Here is a 622-nt window from a genome sequence, read left to right on the forward strand (position 1 = left end):
GTCGCTGCCGCAGCTTCGGTGCATGGTTTAGCCCCGTTACATCTTCCGCGCAGGCCGACTCGACCAGTGAGCTATTACGCTTTCTTTAAATGATGGCTGCTTCTAAGCCAACATCCTGGCTGTCTGTGCCTTCCCACATCGTTTCCCACTTAACCATGACTTTGGGACCTTAGCTGGCGGTCTGGGTTGTTTCCCTCTTCACGACGGACGTTAGCACCCGCCGTGTGTCTCCCGTGATAACATTCTTCGGTATTCGTAGTTTGCATCGGGTTGGTAAGTCGGGATGACCCCCTAGCCGAAACAGTGCTCTACCCCCGAAGATGAGTTCACGAGGCGCTACCTAAATAGCTTTCGGGGAGAACCAGCTATCTCCCGGTTTGATTGGCCTTTCACCCCCAGCCACAGGTCATCCGCTAATTTTTCAACATTAGTCGGTTCGGTCCTCCAGTTAGTGTTACCCAACCTTCAACCTGCCCATGGCTAGATCACCGGGTTTCGGGTCTATACCCTGCAACTTAACGCCCAGTTAAGACTCGGTTTCCCTGCGGCTCCCCTATACGGTTAACCTTGCTACAGAATATAAGTCGCTGACCCATTATACAAAAGGTACGCAGTCACCCCA

Annotated in this window: 1 rRNA gene; it reads right to left on the reverse strand. The window is 52.7% G+C overall.

Annotated features, from left to right (window positions below):
- Window positions 1-622 (reverse strand): 23S ribosomal RNA (locus CWM52_RS25895); the annotation flags it as partial.

The sequence above is a fragment of the Raoultella sp. T31 genome (assembly GCF_002806725.1).
Lineage (GTDB): Bacteria > Pseudomonadota > Gammaproteobacteria > Enterobacterales > Enterobacteriaceae > Klebsiella > Klebsiella electrica.